This window comes from Parasaccharibacter sp. TMW2.1890 (assembly GCF_023337645.1).
Lineage (GTDB): Bacteria > Pseudomonadota > Alphaproteobacteria > Acetobacterales > Acetobacteraceae > Bombella > Bombella apis.
This window is the reverse complement of the sequence record NZ_NWUV01000001.1, coordinates 99,692-119,831: the sequence shown is the minus strand read 5'-3', so window position 1 is coordinate 119,831 and position 20,140 is coordinate 99,692. Positions and strand designations below refer to the sequence as shown.

Annotated in this window: 18 protein-coding genes and 1 pseudogene; 9 read left to right on the top strand and 10 right to left on the bottom strand. The window is 60.7% G+C overall.

Annotation, left to right across the window (positions count from 1 at the left end):
• Nucleotides 1–13: 13 nt before the first annotated feature.
• A complete protein-coding gene (gene rimP / locus CPA54_RS00590; RefSeq protein ID WP_081563379.1) occupies nt 14–601 on the bottom strand; it encodes a ribosome maturation factor RimP in 588 nt (195 codons plus the stop codon).
• Nucleotides 602–862: 261 nt separating this feature from the next.
• Here rimP and CPA54_RS00585 point away from each other — a divergent pair, with 261 nt between their 5' ends.
• From CPA54_RS00585 to CPA54_RS00575, 3 genes are all read left to right on the top strand, one after another.
• A complete protein-coding gene (locus CPA54_RS00585; RefSeq protein ID WP_154980972.1) occupies nt 863–1,444 on the top strand; it encodes a hypothetical protein in 582 nt (193 codons plus the stop codon).
• Between the two features lie 83 nt (nt 1,445–1,527).
• Nucleotides 1,528–2,811: an AAA family ATPase gene (locus CPA54_RS00580; RefSeq protein WP_081563380.1), complete on the top strand. Its 1,284-nt coding sequence runs from the start codon at nt 1,528–1,530 to the stop codon at nt 2,809–2,811.
• The gene (locus CPA54_RS00575) at nt 2,808–3,743 is read left to right on the top strand and encodes a hypothetical protein (protein ID WP_043560993.1); all 936 of its coding nucleotides are present in this window, start codon (nt 2,808–2,810) and stop codon (nt 3,741–3,743) included. The genes CPA54_RS00580 and CPA54_RS00575 overlap by 4 nt, the downstream gene beginning before the upstream one ends.
• A gap of 8 nt (nt 3,744–3,751) precedes the next feature.
• Here the strand turns inward: CPA54_RS00575 and CPA54_RS00570 are convergent, their stop codons facing one another.
• Nucleotides 3,752–5,272, bottom strand: coding sequence for an ABC transporter substrate-binding protein/permease (locus CPA54_RS00570; protein WP_052349215.1), 1,521 nt, complete (start codon nt 5,270–5,272; stop codon nt 3,752–3,754).
• A 68-nt stretch (nt 5,273–5,340) separates the two neighbouring features.
• Nucleotides 5,341–6,084, bottom strand: coding sequence for an amino acid ABC transporter ATP-binding protein (locus CPA54_RS00565; protein WP_249085359.1), 744 nt, complete (start codon nt 6,082–6,084; stop codon nt 5,341–5,343).
• Nucleotides 6,085–6,277: 193 nt separating this feature from the next.
• On the opposite strand from CPA54_RS00565, the pseudogene ccmA reads away from it, so the two are divergent.
• Together ccmA and ccmB are read left to right on the top strand one after the other, a co-directional pair.
• A pseudogene (ccmA, locus tag CPA54_RS00560) lies at nt 6,278–6,859 on the top strand (heme ABC exporter ATP-binding protein CcmA); the annotation flags it as partial.
• Between the two features lie 54 nt (nt 6,860–6,913).
• On the top strand, nt 6,914–7,618 hold the full coding sequence (ccmB, locus tag CPA54_RS00555) for a heme exporter protein CcmB (RefSeq protein WP_081847766.1): 705 nt from the start codon (nt 6,914–6,916) through the stop codon (nt 7,616–7,618).
• 66 nt (nt 7,619–7,684) lie between these two features.
• Here the strand turns inward: ccmB and accC are convergent, their stop codons facing one another.
• The 3 genes from accC to aroQ are packed head-to-tail and all read right to left on the bottom strand — an operon-like array spanning nt 7,685 to nt 9,941.
• Nucleotides 7,685–9,040, bottom strand: coding sequence for an acetyl-CoA carboxylase biotin carboxylase subunit (gene accC, locus CPA54_RS00550; RefSeq protein WP_043560997.1), 1,356 nt, complete (start codon nt 9,038–9,040; stop codon nt 7,685–7,687).
• Nucleotides 9,040–9,495: an acetyl-CoA carboxylase biotin carboxyl carrier protein subunit gene (locus CPA54_RS00545; protein ID WP_043560999.1), complete on the bottom strand. Its 456-nt coding sequence runs from the start codon at nt 9,493–9,495 to the stop codon at nt 9,040–9,042. Before CPA54_RS00545 ends, accC begins: the two co-directional genes overlap by 1 nt.
• Nucleotides 9,492–9,941 carry a type II 3-dehydroquinate dehydratase gene (gene aroQ / locus CPA54_RS00540; RefSeq protein ID WP_249085358.1) on the bottom strand — a complete coding sequence of 150 codons (450 nt, stop codon included), beginning with the start codon at nt 9,939–9,941 and terminating at the stop codon, nt 9,492–9,494. The genes CPA54_RS00545 and aroQ overlap by 4 nt, the downstream gene beginning before the upstream one ends.
• A gap of 174 nt (nt 9,942–10,115) precedes the next feature.
• On the opposite strand from aroQ, the gene CPA54_RS00535 reads away from it, so the two are divergent.
• Complete coding sequence (locus tag CPA54_RS00535; RefSeq protein WP_086431804.1) at nt 10,116–10,706, top strand: septal ring lytic transglycosylase RlpA family protein; 591 nt, start codon at nt 10,116–10,118, stop codon at nt 10,704–10,706.
• A gap of 11 nt (nt 10,707–10,717) precedes the next feature.
• Here the strand turns inward: CPA54_RS00535 and CPA54_RS00530 are convergent, their stop codons facing one another.
• Nucleotides 10,718–11,695: a YihY/virulence factor BrkB family protein gene (locus CPA54_RS00530; RefSeq protein WP_227449777.1), complete on the bottom strand. Its 978-nt coding sequence runs from the start codon at nt 11,693–11,695 to the stop codon at nt 10,718–10,720.
• A 56-nt stretch (nt 11,696–11,751) separates the two neighbouring features.
• Nucleotides 11,752–12,510, bottom strand: a complete 759-nt coding sequence (locus CPA54_RS00525) for an aspartyl/asparaginyl beta-hydroxylase domain-containing protein (protein ID WP_227656466.1) — start codon at nt 12,508–12,510, stop codon at nt 11,752–11,754.
• Nucleotides 12,511–12,976: 466 nt separating this feature from the next.
• Here CPA54_RS00525 and CPA54_RS00520 point away from each other — a divergent pair, with 466 nt between their 5' ends.
• Nucleotides 12,977–14,116 carry a type III PLP-dependent enzyme gene (locus CPA54_RS00520; RefSeq protein ID WP_043561002.1) on the top strand — a complete coding sequence of 380 codons (1,140 nt, stop codon included), beginning with the start codon at nt 12,977–12,979 and terminating at the stop codon, nt 14,114–14,116.
• 45 nt (nt 14,117–14,161) lie between these two features.
• Here the strand turns inward: CPA54_RS00520 and CPA54_RS00515 are convergent, their stop codons facing one another.
• The gene (locus CPA54_RS00515; protein ID WP_249085673.1) at nt 14,162–15,955 is read right to left on the bottom strand and encodes an ABC transporter ATP-binding protein; all 1,794 of its coding nucleotides are present in this window, start codon (nt 15,953–15,955) and stop codon (nt 14,162–14,164) included.
• 153 nt (nt 15,956–16,108) lie between these two features.
• Between CPA54_RS00515 and nth the strand changes: the two genes are divergently transcribed.
• Together nth and CPA54_RS00505 are read left to right on the top strand one after the other, a co-directional pair.
• Nucleotides 16,109–16,807, top strand: coding sequence for an endonuclease III (gene nth, locus CPA54_RS00510; RefSeq protein ID WP_373364563.1), 699 nt, complete (start codon nt 16,109–16,111; stop codon nt 16,805–16,807).
• A gap of 116 nt (nt 16,808–16,923) precedes the next feature.
• Complete coding sequence (locus CPA54_RS00505) at nt 16,924–17,868, top strand: glycosyltransferase (RefSeq protein WP_043561007.1); 945 nt, start codon at nt 16,924–16,926, stop codon at nt 17,866–17,868.
• A gap of 7 nt (nt 17,869–17,875) precedes the next feature.
• Here the strand turns inward: CPA54_RS00505 and CPA54_RS00500 are convergent, their stop codons facing one another.
• Complete coding sequence (locus CPA54_RS00500; RefSeq protein ID WP_249085357.1) at nt 17,876–20,092, bottom strand: ComEC/Rec2 family competence protein; 2,217 nt, start codon at nt 20,090–20,092, stop codon at nt 17,876–17,878.
• Nucleotides 20,093–20,140: the final 48 nt, after the last annotated feature.

Below are 20,140 nucleotides of genomic sequence, written 5' to 3'. Positions count from 1 at the left end.
ATAAGACGGGTCATCAGTTTTTCTTCCCCGGCTTTTTGGGTTTCAGCTTTGGCGCCCGGCGGGTCCTGCCATCGGCCTCGGCTTCGTCTTCCTGCGCCACGCCTGCCAGCGCAGCACTTGCCTCAATCAGCTCATCCGTCAGGACCAGCCGTGCCTTGCGCATGTCATCCAGCGGCAGGGCCACTTCCTGCCCGTCATCCAGACGAAGCAGGCCAAGCCCGTCACGCTCGCCAAGGACAATACCGGCAAAACGCTTGCGACCATCCAGCGGAACCTCCAGCTCCACCTTGGCCAGATGCCCGGCAAAACGTTCCCAGTCCTTCGCCCGGGTCAACGGACGGTCGATCCCGGCAGAGGAAACCTCCAGCATCCATGCCCCTGGTATCGGGTCATCCACATCCAGCACAGCGCCCACTGCGTGGCTGATCTGCTCGCAGTCATCAACACTGATGAGCGAGCCATCGGCACGGTCGGCCATGACCTGGACGGTCGGTGTCTCATGCCCGAGAACCGAGAGGCGTACCAGCTCGTACCCCATGTCGGCCAGAGTCGGGGCAATCCTGTCCGCAATGCGTGCTTCCAGCCCGCTCAGACGGCGGATACCATGGGAGCTTTCACCCTCATGAAACGGAGCGGATGGACCGGACTGGTCCGACGATGTGGAAAAATGATCCAAAACAAAAAAGGCGGCCCGTCAGGGCCACCCCCCAAAAGAGCGGAAAGTGAAAACATCTCCCTGATACGACAGAGCCACACCCAATGCAAGCACTTCCCGCCCGCAACTGCTCGACAGGGAAAAGATGAAAGAAACGCCATTCTGCCTTCCTGCCCTTATGGTATATGGTGATGCGAAATGACAGCCATGAACCAGCCTTCCCCCTCTCCCGAACCACAGAAACAGCCTCTCTGGCGCCCCGTGGCCGTGGTTGCGGCCGTTGTGGGACTGGGGGGCGCCCTTCTGGCATGGCATGGCCAGCCATCTCCGCACGATGCCGCCCAGCAAACACCACAACCCCAGGCGGCGGAACAGGCCATTCCCATGGCGGCAGGCTCACTCCCGCTCTCCATGCTTCCCCCAGATGATGCAGCCCGGGCCATTGCCCGCAGCACAATCCCTGCCCAGCAGAAACCTGCCCTTCTGGCCGCACTCAAGGACAACCGCATCCGGCTGGCAGCCCTCCCCCTGGCCGATGCGGCAGGCCATGCGGGACAGATGCTGACCGTAAGCAGCAGTGGCATCAGCCAGCAGATCATCCTCGGCCCCAGAGCACAGGCCGTGCTGCTCCCCATCGCCCGGGAAGGCATCGTCACACTGACACGCACCAGTCCAGCAGGCATGGGCCCCGTATCCATTGCAACGCTGGACATGTTCCATAATGTCGTGGTCCTGCCTCCCCTTACCCCTGCCAGCCCTTCCTTCGCCATCCCGGTGGTTGTCCAGTAGCTGTCAGGAAAAGGACTTGACCCCATCCCGGCCTGCCAGTGAAAACAGGGGGTTCCCCTCCTGGCAGGATGCAGAAGCCCATGATGAAATCCCTGATCCCCTGGCTCTCCCGCATGATGCCCCTGATGATGGCGGCCTTCCTGATACTGGCGGCTGTCCAGCTGGCTCTCATGGTCCATCTCTCCCCCACGGCGCTGCTGCATGCGCTGCTCGTTGCTGCCAACTGGGCCCGCCCCGGCTATCTTCCCGCCGGGATCGCCGGGCTTGCCCTCTCTCTTGCCGGGGTGTTCTACTGTCTCTCGTCCGACCGTCTGGCCCGCCGTGGCCTGCGCCACAGAAAGAGTCTTCTCATGGATGTTCTCAGCCGTCTGACCAACCGCACCGCTCTGGAGGAAATGCTGGCACGCCAGCAGCGTGAGAGTGCCATCAATGCTGAGGAGCTGGCCGCTGCCCTGCGTGCCCGTGTCATCGGGCAGGACCAGGTCTGCGAGGATATTGCCCAGCAGCTGCGCCGCCGGCTGGCTCTCCAGAACCGTGACCGTCCCGTCGGGGTCTTCCTCCTTGCTGGGCCGCCCGGTACCGGCAAGACCTATCTGGCCAAGCAGATTGCCAACCAGACGGAACGCCCGCTGCTGCATTTCGACATGACCCAGATGTCCAGCCCGCATGCTGCCACACAGCTTTTCGGCTCTCCCAAAGGCTATGTTGGGTCTGACACGTTCGGGCGGCTGACAGGTGGCCTGAAGGAAAATCCCGATGCCGTCGTCCTGCTGGATGAGATCGAAAAGGCCCACCCGGACGTCTTCAAGAAATTCCTTACGGCCTGGAATGACGGCCATGTAACGGAAGCCTCCACCAACGAGCTGGTACCAACCACACGGGCCATCTTTGTTCTGACATCCAACATTGCCACGGATGCTCTCAGCGCCATTGCGGACAGGCTGGCTGACGAGCCCGAGAAAATGCGGGCCGAATCGACCGAAGCCCTGCGTCGGGCCGGGTTTGCGCCGGAGGTCCTGAACAGGCTGGACCGCATCTTCGTGTTCCGTGCGCTGCGGGGGCTGGACCTCGCCCGTGTAGCTGCTCTGGAAATCGAGCAGATGATCCGTGGCTACGGGCTGAATGTTGAAGCCGGTGGCATCGACCCTGCCCTTCTCTTCGAAATCCTTCAACGCCAGCAGAAACTGGGCAGCATGGCCAGTGCCCGGGATATTCTCCGGTCCATTGAAGACATGATCAGCGACAGCCTCATCACGGCCCGCCAGCAGGGACGCACCCATGTCCACCTCGTCATGGAAGGAGAAGGACGCATCCGGGCTGAAACAAGCGAAGAGCCTCAGGAAAGAATGAACAAGGCCAGCCTGTGAAGCATCTCCTCCGTACCTGCATCTCCCTTTGGAAGCAGGCCCCCCTGTGGCGCCTCTCCTTCATGATCGGGCTTGGCGGGCTGGTGATGGCAGCCTTTTTCCCAACCCCCTGGCTGAAAAAACAGGCTCCCTGGCTCCCCGGCATGGCGCCGGCAGCAACGCACGCTCCTCACGATTCAGCTCATGCAGACGGCGGCCCGGGCGATGCTGACAATGCACCCTCCGGGCCGATGCCGGTGCATCTGCAATATCCCAGCATGTCTGAGATTGTACGGGATCGTGTTATCCTGGGTGGCCATACCATTCCTCTACCCAAAGGAGAGTGGCACCCCATTCTCTCCGCCCAGATCAGCAACGAGTCCCCCCTCTCTTTTCTGGCTCTTGTCCGTACACATCAGGGGGCCATTACCGGCCTCATCATCGCCCAGGCAACCCAGCAGCCCATTGCTCTGGACCGGGCTGGGAACGTGACGGGCATCTGCCATGATGACCGCAACTTCCTCAATCACAGCCTGCCGGTCTCTCCAGCAGGAGAAGACTGCATCGGCTCTGGTACTGTGGTGATACAGGGCAATGATGTCAGCACCAATCCACTCATCAACCAGTCCATCGCCCGCTTGCAGGCCCTCGGCGTCACGCCCATCCCCCCCCTGTTTCTGGCTGTCCAATGGCGACACGTCGCTACCACGACGGATGGTCAGGCCCAGGTTGGCCTTGTGGACACGCTGATTCCACCACTGGACCAGCAGACCCACCAGCTGCTTGCCCCCATTCCCGTCTGGTCCAGGGATGCGCTGTCACCCTACCCCGAGGCCAGAACATTCCTGACCAGGATGCGCAGCTGGGCGCTGGAATGGCAGAAAGCCCTGCAGCTGGGGTTCGGGAACCAGTTGCAGGGTCACACCCCGCCACCGGACCCGCTGATCCCCTGATGGGGCCTTCAGTGATGCCCCTTGGCGACGACGCGCCCCATGCGCTTCTCCGCCATGCGGGCGAGGCGCACAAAAGGCAGGCCAACCAGAAGATAGGCCAGACCGACCATGAGCCCCGTGCCGATATAGTCATAATAGGTTGACGAGAGACGGATATAGGTCTGGCTCAGCTCTGTCAGCGTGATGACGGAAACGAGGGAACTGTCCTTGAGCAGGGCAATGAAATCGTTCGTCATGACGGGTACGACCGTGCGGAAGGCCTGCGGAACGATCACGAGCCGGAGGGCCTGCATGTGGGTCATGTTCAGGGCGATGGCCGCTTCCATCTGTCCACGGGGAACAGAAAGCAGCCCCGCCCGGTAATTTTCCGCCTCATAGGCCGCATAATTCAGCCCCAGCGACAGCACGCCCGCCGCAAAAGGCGACAGACGCAGACCAAAAGCAGGCAGTCCATAGAAAATGAACAGCACCTGTATCAGTAACGGCGTGCCCCGCACAATCTCCACATACAGCCCGGCCAGCCAGCGTAACGGTGCCACCCCGTAAGCCCGGGCCAGAGCCAGCACCAGCCCCATCGCCACGGCAAGCACCATCGCCAGAGCCGACACGCCCAGCGTCATCAACGCCCCGCTGCCTATCAGAGGCAGAAAACTGACATAACGGTGGACCATGGCCTGCACACTGCTGCCGGACATCCGCTCCATCGTCTGGCGGTAATCCACCCAGGCCGTTGGCTGGACTGTTGAGAGAGTCTGATCCCCCGTGTAATCGGCCATCTGCGGCGTCCAGAGATTCCAGCGGGCCAGAATCTGATGCAGGGTGCCATCGCTCATGAGATCACCCAGAACGGAATCCACAGCATCACGCAGGCCAGGATTGTTCTTGGGAAAGGCAATTCCATAAGCCACACGACCGATCGGCGGCCCAACGAGCTTCAGATCATCCGACCGGTAATAAAGGGCAATAGGCTCATCAATCAGAATGGCATCAAGACGTCCGTTCTTCAGGTCAGAAAATAGATTTGTCTCTTCATCATAAGAGCGCACATTGGCCGGATCGTGATCCAGCAGAAGACGCTCGGCAGCCGTGCTCTTGATGGTCCCGACCACATGGCCTTTCAGGGCATCAAGCGTGTCCAGCCCTTTTTCATCATTCCGCAGGACAATCCGATCCACCGTCACATAATAGGGCCGGGAAAAAAGCACGGCAGCCTTATGCTCCGGCGTCATCTCGATACCATCAATGACCAGGGCATACAGGTCCCGTGAGAGGCCGGGGATCAGCCCGTCCCAGCCATTCTGTACGAAACGCCCATGCCGTCCCATCCGGGCGCTGATGGTCTGCATCAGGTCATATTCAAAACCTGTCATCCGCCCTTCATGGGCTGGATCGTGAAAGACGTAAGGCACGTTGGCCTCTCCGTCCGACGCCCAGGGAAGGTCCCTGTCATCCGTAGCACCGGGAACCCGCAGGGAAGCTACTGCTGGAGTACCGCCTTCAGCCCAGGCAGGAGCGGACAGACCTGCCATACCCCACAGCCCGAACAGGGCCAGAGCCAGCGCAAACATCACACGCTTCATCACCGTGCCCCCATTCATCAAAGGAGTGTCCGCAGGAAACGCCGGGTTCCTGCCTCACGCGGGTTGGCGAACATCACATCGGGGTCGCCACTTTCCACAATCTGTCCAGCTTCCATGAACAGCACACGGTCCGAGGCCGCCCGGGCGAAACGCATGTCGTGCGTCACGACGAGCTGGGTCATGCCTTCTGCATCCAGCGCCCTCATGACAGACAGCACCTCTTCGGAAAGTTCCGGGTCCAGAGCGGATGTCGGCTCATCATACAGCATGACGGAAGGCTTCATCGCCAGAGCCCGGGCAATGGCCGCACGCTGCTGCTGCCCGCCGGACAGACGGTCCGGGTAACGGTTCTTCACGGCGGCAAGGCCAACCTTCTCCAGCAGTTCGCAGGCAACATTCTTCGCCTGCGTCTCACTCATGCGTTTGACCTGCATGGGGGCCAGCATGACGTTCTCCAGCACCGTGCGATGTGGAAACAGGTTGAAGGACTGGAAGACCATGCCCACATGGCTGCGCAGACGGTGGGCCTGAACCTCGTCCGCACGGCGCCATGAGCCCGTACTGGCCACGGTCACATCCTCAACCCGCACCTCTCCGGCATCGGGATGTTCCAGAAAATTGAGACAGCGGAGGAACGTTGATTTTCCACAGCCGGACGGCCCGATGATGGAAATCAGCTCCCCACGTTCCACTTCCAGAGAAATTCCCCGCAGAATTTCATTCCCGGCGAAAGACTTGGCGATACCGGTCGCCTTCAGCACCCAGTCAGTCAGTTCCGAACATCCTCCTGCACGCTACAACATGGACAACCATCCTGTAGTCATTCACCATGCGCTTTCTTAACCATAACCACCCTTCAAGCAAAACATCCTTTTCTGTATTTTCCACCCGGAAGGGCATATTTTTCTCCCGGACCTTCCCCAGGCCCCTTCCAGCTCCACATGAAACATCACCATGGCCTCCAGCACCTCATGCCCGCCTGCCTCTCCACCACAATCCCTTCTCCGGCTGGATCATGTCCGGCTGGAGCGGGCAGGACGCTGTCTGGTCCCTGATCTCTCCCTGAACCTCGCTACCGGTGATGCCCTACTCCTTACCGGGCCAAATGGTACGGGCAAGTCATCACTTCTGCGGCTGATGGCAGGGCTGTGTCCCCCTGCTGGAGGCACAGTGACCCGCCGGGCCGACATTGCCTGGCTTGGCCCTGCTGACGCCCTGAAATCCACCCTGACGGTCGAGCAGAATCTCTGTCTCTTCATGCCTCATGGGACAGAAACCATCCATGCTGCCCTGAAGCGTCTGGCGCTGGCCCATCTTCTGGACTGCCCTGTCCGCCTGCTCTCGCTGGGGCAGAAACGTCGTGTAGCCCTGAGCCGCCTGCTGCTCCTTCCCGATGCCCGGCTGTGGCTGCTGGATGAGCCTGCCAATGGTCTGGATGCTGCCAGCCTTGCCCTGCTGGAGACCCTGCTGGCAGAGCATCGTGCCCGTGGGGGGGCCGTGGCCATTGCCTCCCATGCGCCACTATCCCTACCGGGCAGCCAGCACCTCACACCCGGCATGGTGGCACCATCCATCACGCCAGACCTGACCATGCAAACCCCGCCAGTGCATGAGGAGCCAGCCTCGAAAAAGACCCTTCATCCATTGCTCCTGCATCTGCGCCGGGAGCTGCATCTGGCCCGCCTGAACGGTGCCGAAACCGTAGGGGGGCTGCTGTTCCTGACAGTCTGCAGCACACTTTTTCCTCTTGCCCTCGGCCCCACCCCCGCCCTGCTCCAGCAGACCGGCCCGGCCATTCTGTGGGTCTGTACCCTGCTGGCCTCACTCCTGCCGCTGGAGCGCCTCTATGATGAAGATGCGGAAGACGGATCACTGGACATGCTCCAGATCACCCTGCACCCTGCCTTCATTGCGCTGGGGAAAATGTTCGCCCACTGGGTGACAGGTGGACTGCCCATCCTGCTGGCCACCCCTCTGCTGGCCCTGTTCTTCCAGCTGCCAGCCCATAACCTGACGGTGCTCATGCTCAGCCTTACTCTGGGCAGCCTGACCCTCTCTCTCACAGGGGGCATGACAGCGGCCATAACACTGGGAGCACGCCGCAACAGCCTTCTGCTCCCCGTGCTGACACTGCCGCTGATGACTCCTGGTCTCATCTTCGGCACACTGGCCTGCACCACCCCGACAGGAACAGCCTGTACGGCCAATCTGAGCCTTCTGGCGGCCCTTTTCCTTCTGGCCCTGCCGGGCTGCCCCCTCATCGCTGGAGCCAGCCTGAAAGAAGCACGGGGCTGACCATAAAAAAAGCCGCTCCCTGCTACGGGAACGGCTTTCTGAACGGACAGGCCGAAGCAGAAATCTTCAGGCTTTGTCCGCCTGAAGTTTCGCCACGAAATTCTCCAGCCAGTGAATGGTATATTCACCCTTCTGGAACTCCGGGTCTGCCAGAATTTTCTGATGCAAAGGAATGACCGTCTTCACCCCCTCCACAACACACTCCGTCAGGGCCCGCTGCATGCGGCTGATGGCCAGCGCACGGGTGGGAGCATGAACGATCAGCTTGGCAATCATGCTGTCGTAATAGGGAGGCACCCTGTAACCGGCAAAGAGCGCACTGTCCATACGGACACCAAGACCACCGGGAGCATGGAACACCTTGACCGTCCCCGGGTTGGGCGCAAAGGTTTCCGGGTCCTCGGCGTTGATGCGGCACTCGATGGCATGGCCGTTCATCACGATGTCTTCCTGCCGGTAGCTCAGCTTTTCACCAGCGGCCACACGGATCTGCTCCCGCACGAGGTCCACATCGCAGACCATTTCCGTCACCGGATGTTCCACCTGAAGGCGGGTATTCATCTCAATGAAGCAGAACTGCCCGTCCTGATACAGGAACTCGAGCGTACCGGCATTGCGATACCCCATGCGTGACAGGGCATCCGTAACAGTTTTGCCAATCTCGTTGCGCTGCTCTGGCGTGATGACGGGGGAACCGGCTTCCTCCAGCAGCTTCTGATGGCGACGCTGGAGGGAGCAGTCACGCTCCCCGAAATGCACGACATTGCCGTGCGTGTCACCCATGATCTGAAGCTCGATATGACGGGGCTTGTCGAGATATTTCTCCAGATAGACCTCGTCATTGCCAAAAGCGGCACGGGCTTCCGTCCGGGCCACGCTCCAGGCTTCCTCCAGCTCATCAGCTGTCTGGGCTACCTTCATGCCACGACCACCACCACCGGCAGCGGCCTTGATAAGCACCGGATACCCGACACGGGCCGCAACTTCCCGGGCCTCGTCCAGGCTCCGCAGGGCCCCGTCCGACCCGGGCACCAGCGGCACGCCGAGGGCCTCCATGGTCGTTTTGGCGGTGATCTTGTCACCCATCATGCGGATGTGCTCGGCTGTCGGGCCAATGAAGGCGATGCCGTGCTCCTCCACCGTTTCGGCGAATTCCGCATTTTCGGAAAGGAAGCCATAGCCCGGATGGATGGCCTCTGCTCCGGTGATGGTGGCGGCAGAAAGAATAGCCGCCACATTCAGGTAAGAATCACGGGAGCTTGGCGGCCCGATGCAGACAGCCTCATCGGCCAGACGCACATGCATGGCGTCAGCATCTGCCGTGGAATGCACCGCCACCGTCTTGATGCCCATCTCCCGGCAGGCGCGCAGCACCCGCAGGGCAATCTCGCCACGATTGGCTATCAGGATCTTGGAAAACATCACTCGATGATCGCCAATGTTGCCCCGAATTCAACCGGATCGCCAGATGCCACGCAGTAGCGGACCAGCTTGCCTGCACGCGGTGCCTTGATCTGGTTGAAGGTCTTCATCGCCTCGATGAGCATGATGGTCTGCCCGGCAGCGACCTGGCCTCCTTCCTGCACGAACGGAGGGGAGGAGGGGTCCGGTGTCAGATAGGCCACGCCCACCATCGGGCTGGGAACAGCGCCAGGATGGGATGACGGGTCTGCCGGGGCCACGGCCTCTTCCGCCACGGGGGCGGGAGCCGCAGCAGGAGCAGCGGCCACGGGAGCAGCCGCAGCCTGTACGGTCACATTCCGGGCAACACGAAGGCGGCTGTCGCCTTCGGAAACTTCAATCTCGGTCAGGCCTGTATCCGTCAGGATATCGGCCAGTGCCCGAATGGCCTCCTTGTCCACGAGCATACGGCTCATCCTTCATCCTCAATCATATCTGCCACCGCCTGGAGAGCATGGGCATACCCGCGTATCCCCAGCCCGCAGATGACTCCACGGGCTGCCTGTGAAACATACGTGTGATGACGAAATGCTTCCCGGCGATGAATGTTAGACATATGCACCTCAATCACTGGCAGCTCAACAGCCAGCAGCGCATCAAGCAAAGCAATCGATGTGTGCCCATAGGCCGCAGGATTTATGACAATACCGCTTGCACGGCCCCGGCATTCCTGCACCCATGACACAAGCTCCCCCTCGCCATTGGTCTGGCGGAAGTCGATCGTCACATCGAGCCGCTCCGCAGCCTGAAGGCACAGCTGCTCCACATCATCCAGTGTGGCTTCGCCGTAAATCCCAGGCTGCCGCAGCCCCAGCATATTCAGGTTCGGTCCGTTCAGGACAACAATAAGAGGTCGCTTCATCCGAACGGCTGATAGCACCTTCATCTTCATCAGGTAAAGCCACTTCTTTTACAGTCTGGCACCGCAATCTTCATATGTTATCCAATAGTTTACAATCATCTGGACGCCCACGCTGGCCCATCTGTTCAAGTTGTGACACACTCGGGATGACCATCAACAATATCCGTGGGTAACATGAAGGCAAACACACCTTTTCCTGCTTCCATGGAAGCTGTCGTCCCTCATGGGCGGAACAGGCGGTTCCCCTTCACAACCTCTACCCTGCCGTGTCTGATCATTCTTGCATGTCTGGGGCATGTCGCCTCCAGCCCATCCGCTCTGGCGGCCGGGATGTCATCAGACGTGGAGAAGACGGAAGAAGCTGCACTCCCTCCCACGCAAAGCGGGCTGGCCAGCTGGTATGGCGGCAAAAAGCTGATCGGAAAACGGACTGCCAGCGGCGAACGCTTCAGCCCCGATGCGCTGACGGCCGCCCATCCGTCCCTCCCTCTGGGAACGAAACTGCTGGTCCATTCATCCGTCACGGGCCGATCTGTCATCGTGAGGGTCAATGACCGCGGGCCAGCCGACAACGACCGCATCATCGACCTCTCACAGGGGGCTGCGGCCAGCCTGGGAATCATGAATCACGGTGTCAGCCACATCACCATAACGGTCCTTCCCCGCCGCCGCTCCCGTTTCCGCCACCCTACCGACATGCACGAGATTCTTCAGGACCAGGCCCGTCAGGCCGAAAAAATCGCACAGGACAGCCCGCTCCGGTAACCGGCAGCTCCTCAGTGATCCGCTGGCCTGACGGGGATTCCCATTTCCTTGCGGACGATCCGCCGGTAGCCCCGCTCCTCCAGCTCGGCATTCAGCACGGCGCCAAACAGCACGACATACGCACTGACAAAAAGCCACATCATGACAGCCGCCACGGCACCCAGTGGCCCATACGTCGTGCCATAACTGGCAAAGTGCGAGACGTACCACGAAAAACCAATGGACACGCCAACCCAGAGCAGGGTCGCCAGAAACGCACCGGGCAGGATCCAGCGCCATGATGTCATGCGCTCCCGGCACGGGGCGATACGATACAGCACGATCAGCGCCATGAAGACGAAACAGAGCATGATGGAAGGGGCCAGCCAGTGAACGAGAACGGGCGTGCCCTGCTCCACCAGAAAATGGAGCGATGGCGGCAGGCTATCTATCGTCACCCCCACATAACTCAGATAGCGTGGCAGATAATCCACGATGGCCGGAGCCGCCACCATGAGCGCCAACGTCAGGCAGGCCCCTATCACGGCCAGAAGAGTTGTGCCGAAGGCCAGAACCTGAAAATGCAGGAAACCACGAGTTTCCCTGGCATGATAGACGATATTCAGGGCAGACAGGATGGACTTGCTGCTGGCCGTGACGGACCAGAGAGCCACCAGCAGGGAAAAAACCAGCCCCAGGGTCAGTGAGGACTGAGGCTGAGTCACCAGCGCATGGATCCTGTCGAAGATCATCTCATAGGCGGCAGGAGGGAGCATGTGCCTGACGACACGCAGCTGCTCTTCTGCCGTCTGTACGTCAAAAGCCAGCCCATAGACAGAGATCAGCGCCGTCAGGGCGGGAAACAGCGACAGGGTTGCAAAGAAGGCGCATCCCGCCGCACTGAGGGACGTCTGGCTGTCCCCGCTGTTGCTCAGGACCTGCCTGAACGTGGCCCAGAGGCCTTTTGGTGGTGGCGGAGGCTCCAATGGCATCTCGATCTTGTCGGGCACGGGGTGCGCTTTTCCTCTCCCTGCGAGGCCGTGACAGCAAGATCACGGCTCCATCATCACACTTTCTCCAGTTCAGCCTGAATACGGTTCCAGCGTTCGATATTGTTCTGGGCATCCCTGACAAAGGCGGATTTTTTCACCCCTCCAAGGAAAATACGCTGCATCAACCATCCCAGACCACGGGTAGGCCGCTCAAACTGAATGAACAGTATGCCACGCACCTCATCGGTGTTGTTCTGCACCGTATGCCGGTAGGTATCATCAAAGATGAACAGCCTGCCATCATCCCAGTGCAGCGTGTGATCTGCGACCTTGATCCAGCAATTATCACGATCTCGTGGAACCCCCAAGCCCTGATGTGCATTCAGCATCCCTTTGGTAACCCCTTTATGGGGTGGAATTTCCCCACCGGGCTCCAGAACAGAGAACAGGGCGGAACAGAGACCCGGAATCCCGGCCACAAGCTGGGCCGTAACAGGGGCCTTGGCACAATTCTCTGGAACAGGAATGCCGTAGCCGTACAGAAAAAATGACTTCCAGCGGCTGTCCGGCGCAATGCGCTCGTGATCGGGCGAAAGGTCACGCAGGGGCGGAATTTTCTCACGCTCAGCCATGATGGCCTGAAACTCTTTCTGCATCAGCGGGGCAGCCTTCTCCAGGGCCACCGCCCAGGGAAACAGGCCATTGTCCAGCAGAGGTGTATTGGGGACCAGTGACCCTCTGGCAATCAGGGCATTGAACAAGGGGCGCAGCGCCTTGCCAACCCGCACAAGAAAGGGGCGTTTTTTCTTATCGTCATGACCTACCGTCATCATGTCCTCCATTAGCAGAAAACACATCAAACCAGTCCACGCAGACGTTACACTGTTACCAGAACAGTTTTCTTAACTGAAAGTCACCCTATCGACATGGCATCTACCGGCCATGACTGACCCCACTCAACAACACACTGAATTTTAATAAAAATCCTTCCTGAACAGAGCGCTCCCTTCCCGTCCCCTCCTGCTGAATGGCTGGCTTGACATCACTTTTTTGTGATGAGAACCATACCCGGAAGCCACCCTTCAGTTTCCCCTTGCATTGAAAAAAAATCTGGGCATTGTCACGCACTCCACGCAGCAACGCACGTGCCACTGGCCCTCATGAGGTTACGCAACGACGTCAAGCGCTCTGGCCCCGTATCCCCTTGCCTGCAGGGGGCAGGCGGAATCCCGCCGGTCCGTTCGACCGTTTCGCAACATCTCCCCCGACCGGGGAGAATTTATAGGGGACGTGAGTATCATGACTCCCAGAATCGCCCGTTTTCTCACCGAACAAAAACCCGCCACCCCTTGCCTTGTCGTGGACCTGGACTGCGTACGCACGCAGTACCACGCCCTGCACGATGCCCTTCCCTCCGCCCGGATCCATTACGCCGTAAAGGCCAATCCGGCACCAGCGATCCTGAAGGAGCTGCATGCCCTCGGCTCGTTCTTCGACATCGCATCCCCCGGAGAGATCGACATCTGCCTGCAAGCAGGCATTCCGGCGCAGAAACTTTCTTTCGGCCACACCGTCAAGACAGTGCGCTCCATTGCCTATGCCCATCAGAAAGGCCTGACACTCTATGCATTCGACTGCATGGAGGAGCTGGAAAAACTGGCAGAACACGCCCCCGGCTGTGAGGTTTTCTGTCGGCTGGGAGTTCTCAATACCGGGGCGCAGTGGCCGCTCTCCCGCAAGTTTGGCACGACGCCGGAAAGCGCTTTTACCCTGTTGCAAAAAGCCCGTGAGCTGGGCCTGAAACCAGCTGGTCTGTCTTTCCATGTCGGTAGCCAACAGACCAGCACGACAGCCTATGCCGACGCCATTGCTCAGGCTGCCGAAATCTGCCACCGCCTCCAGAAGCAGGGCATCACGCTGGACTTCATCAATATGGGCGGGGGCTTTCCAACCTATTACAACAGCCCCATCCCCAGCATCGACCAGTTCGGCACGACCATAACGGAGGCCATGGCAGCGCATTTCCCACAAGGGGCCCCCCGCATTCTGCTGGAGCCGGGCCGCTACATGGTTGGCAGTGCGGGAATCGTGCATACCGAGGTCGTGCTGGCCAGCAGGCGGGGCGGTGAGGACAACACTCCCCGCTGGGTCTATCTGGATATCGGCCGCTTTGGTGGTCTGGCGGAAACAGAAGGCGAATCCATCCGCTATGTCTTCCAGACACCCCATGACGACACCACGAGCAGCCGCTCACCCTGCATCCTGGCCGGGCCGACATGCGACAGCATGGACGTGCTATACGAGAAAAATCCCGTTCCCCTGCCAGAAGAGCTCAAGGCAGGAGACAGGATCAACATCCTCGCCACTGGTGCCTATGTGTCCACTTACTGCTCGACCGGGTTCAATGGCTTTCCACCACTGGATGAACATTACATCTGACCCTTCCGCAGGGCAGGAGACGACCATCCAGCATCAGCCAGCCCGTTACGGGCTGGCTGCATCAAGCGATTGCAGCGACACGAGCCGCCGATAGGCCCCGCCCTTCAGAGCCATCAGACTCTCGTGCGTGCCATCCTCAACGATCTGCCCCTGATGAAATACCAGAATCCTGTCCAGGTCACGCACGGTGGCCAGACGGTGCGCCACAACCAGTACGGTGCGTGTTTCCATCAGGCGGGTCATGGCCTCCTGCACCAGCATTTCTGATTCAGAATCGAGGCTTGCCGTGGCTTCATCAAAAATCACAATCGGCGCATCAACCAGAAAAGCCCGGGCAATCGCCACGCGCTGGCGCTCTCCCCCGGAGAGCTTCACGCCACGTTCACCAACCAGCGTCTCATACCCTTCGGCAAGACGGGTAATGAATCCATCAGCATTGGCAAGCCGTGCCGCCTGCTCGATCTCCTCCCGGGTGGCATCAGGCCGACCATAGGCAATGTTCTCAGCCAATGTTCGATGGAACAGCATGGGTTCCTGCGGGACAAGCGCAATCTGGCGCCGCAGGCTCTGCTGGGTGACGTAAGCAATATCCTGCCCATCAATCAGAATATTGCCACCATCCACATCATACAGACGCTGCAACAACCGTGTCAGCGTCGTCTTGCCCGACCCGGACGCCCCGACCAGGGCCACACGGCTCCCCGGTGCGATCCTCAGCGACAGCCCCTGATAGATCGGCTTTTCCTGGGATGGATACCGGAAACTCACATCCAGAAGGACAATCTCCCCCGCCGTCACCTCCAACGGAATGGCACCGGGGATATCCCGGATGGCCGGTTCGCTCGAGAACAGCCCGACGAGTTCTTCCATCTCATTGACCGACCGCTGAACCTGGCTCACCTGCTGCCCCAGATCCCGCAGATAACCCTGGATGAGGAACATCATCGTCAGCACATAGGCCACATCACCCGGCCCGGCCATACCACGCCACCAGAGCAGCACAGCCAGACCAATCATCACCACACGCATCAGCAGCGTATAGGACGCCTGAAAGTTGGCGCTGTTCGTCCCCCGATACCAGCTGTAATAGGTCTTGTCCGCCCACGTGCGGGCTACGGCATGGAGCTGCCGCTCCTCCCGTTCCTCCGCCCCGAAACTCTTCACCACCGCATTGCAGGTAATGGCATCCCCCAGCACGGCCCCCATCCTGGAATCACAGGCGTTGGATATCCGGGCTGTTGGCGCCACATAACGCAGAGCCAGCCAGATGGACATGCAGGCAAACAGCCCGACCATCACGGCCAGCACCAGCCCCATGAGGGGCGCCCGCACCAGCAGGACCAGGGTCGTCCCCAGCAGGACCAGAACCTCTGGCGTAATGAGCAGGAGAAGCGTGTCATCCAGCGTATCAATGGCCCAGATTCCCCGGGTGATCCGCCGCACGGTAGAGCCCGCAAAATTGTTGGCGTGCCAGTCTGACGAGAAACGCTGCACCCGGGCGAAAGCATCATCCAGCACCCGGCGCATGACAGCAAGGCTGAGTTTGCTGATCCCCAGATAGGAAGACCGCCGGCCCATGACGCCCACCAGCCCCAGAACCAGCAGCCCGCTGACCATGAGCAGGGCATCATGCAGCAAAGCCTCCCGGCCACCAGCAGCCGATGAGGCAGATGTCGTTGTGGAAATATCACCCACCAGGCGACCAGCCAGAAGAGGAGTGCATATATCAGCTACCGTGGCCAAGGCCACACCGCCCAGCGTCCATGCCAGCATGGCAGGCTGGCCCAGCCAGCGCTTCACCACAAAAACCAGTATCGCCCCAAAGGAGAGTTTCTTCATGCTGTCCCGTCCATCCCCATTCTCTGCCACGTCTGCCTTTTCCTCCTTCAAAACCTGTCAGACCACACCCGGCCCCTCCGCTTGAAGAAAAACCCGACTCCCCTTAGGAACGGACAGAGTTTTTCCCATAATGGCCGGACCCACCATACCCTCATGGCTTCTACCAGCACGCCCCGCACACGCTCGACCAGCTCCCAGCCCCGCATGAGCCTGAAGGCCGTCCGCGCCTTTCTGGCCGCGCTGGAAAAAGCACACCCGGACGCCCGCAGCGAGCTGATCTATCACAACACGTTCGAGCTGCTCGTCAGTGTCGTGCTTTCAGCACAGGCGACGGATGTTTCCGTCAACAAGGCCACCCGTGCCCTGTACGAAGAAGCCCCCGACCCTGCCAGCATGGCCGCACTGGGTGAGGAAGGCATCGCCAGACATATCCGCACCATAGGCCTCTGGCGCTCAAAAGCCCATAACGTGGCCCTGCTCTGCCAGCAGCTGCTGGAAAAACATGACGGGCAGGTCCCCGGAAGCCGGGAAGAGCTGGAAGCCCTGCCCGGCGTGGGTCGGAAAACAGCCAATGTCGTCCTCAACATCGCCTTCGACCAGCCAACCATGGCTGTCGATACCCATATTTTCCGCCTCGGCAACCGTACTGGCCTCGCACCGGGCAAGACCGTCCGTGCCGTGGAGGATGAGCTGGTCCGCCGCATCCCCAAAGAGATGCTCCGCCCTGCCCATCACTGGCTCATCCTGCATGGCCGCTATGTCTGTAAGGCCCGCACACCAGAATGCTGGCGCTGCCCCGTCACTGAATGGTGTCTCTACAGGGAAAAGAACAAAATACCCCCCAAGCGCTGAGCAGGCCACAAGCTTCTCCTCCCAAAAAAGCCTTCATATCAAGTCCTTTATTTTATCGTAAAAGTCTATAAAAGACCTTTTGTGTCTAATTTTACGATCAAACCATGAGATAGACCATGCCATCGCCTCGACTGGAAGAGACGGCCATCGTTTTTGGCACGAATGGCAAAGACCTCTGGGCCACGCTCTGTGCCATCCAGTCCGTCGTGGATCACAATCCCCGCACGAAGCTCGATTTCCACATCCTCCACACCAATGTGGCGCCAGCCCTCCAGCTCATCATCAGTGACCTGTTCCGAACAGAATACAGCCTGCTGACCTTTCACGATGTCGGACAGAAAGCCGCAGCCCTGCGCCTGCACACCCATCAACGATGGCGCAATGAATGTTTCTATCGCTGCTATCTCCCGGTGCTGTTCCGGGATGATGTCCATGTGCTCTGGCTGGACAGTGCCCTGCTCGTTACCGGACCATTGCCCCCCCTGCTGAACCGTTTTCCCCGGCAGGCCGCCATCGGTGCCGTGGCCGACCCTGTCGCCCAGATTCTCCGCCAGCATGAAGTGCCCATCCATACCCTGCTGGGCGATGCTCCCGCTGCCGGGCTGCCCGATGTCTCCCTGCCCGACTATACCCGCCAGCATCTCTCCCTTGCCCGGCCGGAAGACTACTTCAACAGCAGCATGATGCTGCTCCGCCCCCGGCTCATCTCACCGTCGCAGATAAACCGCTGCTTCACCCTTGCCACACGCCCCTATCTCTGCCCGGGGACAGACATCCTCAATCAGGTCTTCCACGACCATGTCCATCTCCTGCCCGAACGCTGGAACTTCCTGACCGGCAAGCTGACGGAAAATCTCTGCCTGCATCTCCCGGAACCATGGAAGAAACGCCGGGAAAGCGAACGGCTGAAACGCTGCATCATCCAGTTCCCCGAGGGGACCAAACCGTGGGAAGACCCGGCATTGCCTGGTGCCAGCCATTACCGGCGCCTCTCCGCTGCCCTGGAGCAGCGCCTCAGCCGCATTGCCCCGCCACTGATCCGTACATTGTGCGGGTCCTGATTCCCTTTCACTCAGCCGGAGCTGGTGGCAGGGGCACGACATTCTGGAACGCTCCTTCGCCGGTCCAGAGGCGATCCCCCTGCACCATTCTGTCCGACACGAGCCTGATACCACCCGCCCCCGTCCCATAAACGGCCCAGCTTCCTTCCCGCCGCAGATCAGCCGGGCCAAGCTGCCGGACAGACGGACAGAGAGGATGCTGTCCGCCCATACGTATCTCCAACACAACATCCCGGCATGATGCCTCTCCACCACGCTCCGGCCCGGCAACCCCACGCCACAAAACCAGCCGATCATTCCCAAGGCGTAGATGACAGAGACCTGCCGCACAGTCCGGCTGCCCCAGCCCTCTGACATTCCAGCCCAAGGCACGCTGCATCTCCTGTCGGACCAGCCCGCTACCAGGGCGCCCCTCCATCACCCTCATGGCCCCTTCCTGCCGGACAGCCAAAACGGCACCCTGCTCCACCAGCAGCATCACGGGCCGGTCCACCAGCCAGGGTGCTGAAAGCGCCACAGCCATCACACCCACGCCAGCAAACCGGCCCCATCCCCGCCACAGACACATCACGGTCAGCCCCAGCAGATACAGCCCCACCCCCCAGGCCGGAAAAGACGGCACCGGCAATGATGCAAGCGGAGCCGCCGCCACACACCCTGCCAGCCAGCCGATACCCTTTATGCCCCACCCCATCACGTGCAGTGGCCCCGAAGAAAGGCCAAATGGCATCAGCAGCAGGGCCACAATCCCGGCAGGCATCACCCAGACACCCATCAAGGGGACTGCCAGAAGATTGGCCATGACAAACCATGGCTGGAAGGCGCCGAAATACGCCATGCTGAGCGGCAGGGTCGCCAGTCCGGCCAGCAGGGAGGTCAGAACAAGGGCCACCAGCAGAGCTGCCCCCCGCCGCCAGAGAGCCGGGGCCTGCTGCCCATGATGCCCTCCCAACCGGAACAGCCAGTTCCTCCATGATTCGTGACCCGCAATCAGAGCCATCACAGCTGCGAAAGACATCTGGAAGGAAACATCCAGCACCAGAACAGGAGACATCACCTCCAGCATCAGGCAGACCAGAGCCAGCCCCCGCATGGAAACGGCCCGCCGCCCCAGCAGCAGGGCCAACACGGCCAACCCCGCCATGCCCAGCGCTCTCAGCCCCGGCACATGCAACCCTGTCAGCACCACATAAACCACCCCGGCCCCAAAAGAGACCAGCATGGCAACCTCACGACAGGGCCAGTAGGCCGACAGGCGCTGCGACAGGCTGAGGCAACGTCTGACCGTGGCAAACACCAGCCCCATCACCAGCCCCAGATGCAGGCCCGCCACGGCCAGAAGATGCGCCAGCCCGGCAGCCGCATAGCTCTGCCTCGTCTCGGCAGAAAGACGGCCCGTTTCGCCACACAGCACGGCGGATGCCACCGCTCCCACCTGCCCCGGCAGGGCCGCTCCGATCATCCAGGCCATTGTCTGCCGCAGATGGACCAGCCTGTCATCCAGACGGCCCACAACACCACCTGCCGGTGCAGCTCTCAGCGGCAAGGGCGGTGAAAGGGCCAGTCCCGCTCCGGCACGTCCAGCAAACCAGGCCGCACGCTGCCCATCATGCCCTCCCGGCCAGAGCGGTGGGGGCGGAGAGCGCAGAAGCGCCCGTATCCGCACAGGCTGGCCTGTCACCAACGCCATCAGGCCATCTTCCTGCCCTTCTCTGGGCAGAAAGGTGACAGTCACCCGCCGTTGCAGGGGCGCCATGCCATTCCACCATGGAGAGTCGAACACGGCCCCCTCCACCACCACATGCCAGCTGGGCTTCTGCCCTTCATGTCGGCCTGGAACAGGTTCCAGAGCCGCCAGCCGTCCTTCCAGCCAGACCGATTCCATGGGCAGGAGCGGCATGGGGGACTGCCGGACAGCCTGCCCCCAGGCCAGCAGAAACCCCAGGCCAATCACCAGGAGGCCACTTCCCAGACAATGCCCCAACACCTGCCAGTGTGCCGCCTGTTCCGTCCCGGCCACCATCCAGCGGCAGCAGGCCAGCAACACCAGCCCCATGCCCGCCAAACCACCCATCATCAGGCCTGTGCTCCACGCAGGTTCTGCCGGCAGGGCAAAATACCCCACAATGCCCAAGGCTACACCGACAGGCAGCCAGCAGGTCAGGCGACTGCCCTGCCGGGCCAGCCCCGACGCTACCATCCTGAGTACAGCCTGCCCCATCATTCTCCGCTCTGCCGCCTCCTGCATCCACCCCTGGCCCGTCCATTCCAC

What these genes read in the sequence shown, in the direction of transcription:
- CPA54_RS00585 (WP_154980972.1), top strand. Translation starts at nt 863, where the DNA reads ATGAACCAGCCTTCCCCCTCTCCCGAACCACAGAAACAGCCTCTCTGG.
- CPA54_RS00580 (WP_081563380.1), top strand. Translation starts at nt 1,528, where the DNA reads ATGAAATCCCTGATCCCCTGGCTCTCCCGCATGATGCCCCTGATGATG.
- CPA54_RS00570 (WP_052349215.1), bottom strand. Translation starts at nt 5,272, where the DNA reads ATGGCAGGTCTGTCCGCTCCTGCCTGGGCTGAAGGCGGTACTCCAGCA.
- ccmB (WP_081847766.1), top strand. Translation starts at nt 6,914, where the DNA reads ATGCAAACCCCGCCAGTGCATGAGGAGCCAGCCTCGAAAAAGACCCTT.
- accC (WP_043560997.1), bottom strand. Translation starts at nt 9,040, where the DNA reads ATGTTTTCCAAGATCCTGATAGCCAATCGTGGCGAGATTGCCCTGCGG.
- CPA54_RS00545 (WP_043560999.1), bottom strand. Translation starts at nt 9,495, where the DNA reads ATGAGCCGTATGCTCGTGGACAAGGAGGCCATTCGGGCACTGGCCGAT.
- aroQ (WP_249085358.1), bottom strand. Translation starts at nt 9,941, where the DNA reads ATGAAGCGACCTCTTATTGTTGTCCTGAACGGACCGAACCTGAATATG.
- CPA54_RS00535 (WP_086431804.1), top strand. Translation starts at nt 10,116, where the DNA reads ATGAAGGCAAACACACCTTTTCCTGCTTCCATGGAAGCTGTCGTCCCT.
- CPA54_RS00525 (WP_227656466.1), bottom strand. Translation starts at nt 12,510, where the DNA reads ATGATGACGGTAGGTCATGACGATAAGAAAAAACGCCCCTTTCTTGTG.
- CPA54_RS00520 (WP_043561002.1), top strand. Translation starts at nt 12,977, where the DNA reads ATGACTCCCAGAATCGCCCGTTTTCTCACCGAACAAAAACCCGCCACC.
- CPA54_RS00515 (WP_249085673.1), bottom strand. Translation starts at nt 15,955, where the DNA reads ATGAAGAAACTCTCCTTTGGGGCGATACTGGTTTTTGTGGTGAAGCGC.
- nth (WP_373364563.1), top strand. Translation starts at nt 16,109, where the DNA reads ATGGCTTCTACCAGCACGCCCCGCACACGCTCGACCAGCTCCCAGCCC.
- CPA54_RS00505 (WP_043561007.1), top strand. Translation starts at nt 16,924, where the DNA reads ATGCCATCGCCTCGACTGGAAGAGACGGCCATCGTTTTTGGCACGAAT.
- CPA54_RS00500 (WP_249085357.1), bottom strand. Translation starts at nt 20,092, where the DNA reads ATGATGGGGCAGGCTGTACTCAGGATGGTAGCGTCGGGGCTGGCCCGG.